Raw genomic sequence first — 549 nt, 5'->3', positions numbered from 1 at the left:
GGCGCACGTCTTCGGTGAACGCACTCTGGCCACACTGGAGCGTCTTCTGAGCCTGCTGTCGGCCTTTGAGGTCGTGGTATGGATGACGGATGGCTGGCCGCTGTATGAATCACGCCTGAAGGGAAAGCTGCACGTTATCAGCAAGCGTTACACTCAGCGCATTGAGCGACATAATCTGAATCTGAGACAACATCTGGCAAGGCTGGGACGGAAGTCACTGTCGTTCTCAAAATCGGTGGAGCTGCATGACAAGGTCATCGGGCATTATCTGAACATAAAACACTATCAGTAAGTTGGAGTCATTACCAGAGTGCTTTCCTTACTGTATATATCGTTTCGCCCGCTTTTGCGTTTTTTTCTTTTCAAATCCCTTTCATTTCTCAGTGTAAAACTACGCCATCCGTTATTTGCGGAGGTGAGGCTATGAAATCCATGGACAAAATTTCAACGGTAAGCGTGCAGCAAGAACCGTATTGACGGGGATGTGTTATTCAGTCGGCAGTGCTACGCGCCAGGGGAGCAGTTCGCCGACCCGGTTTATCGGCCAGT

Annotated in this window: 1 pseudogene; it reads left to right on the top strand. The window is 50.1% G+C overall.

Annotated elements, in window-relative coordinates:
• A pseudogene (locus BFF42_RS20440) lies at positions 1–292 on the top strand (IS1-like element IS1X2 family transposase); the annotation flags it as partial.
• Positions 293–549: the final 257 nt, after the last annotated feature.

This window comes from Shigella sp. FC1661 (assembly GCF_001712525.1).
Lineage (GTDB): Bacteria > Pseudomonadota > Gammaproteobacteria > Enterobacterales > Enterobacteriaceae > Escherichia > Escherichia coli.
The sequence above is the reverse complement of the archived record's forward strand: the minus strand, read 5'-3'. Positions and strand labels throughout refer to the sequence as shown.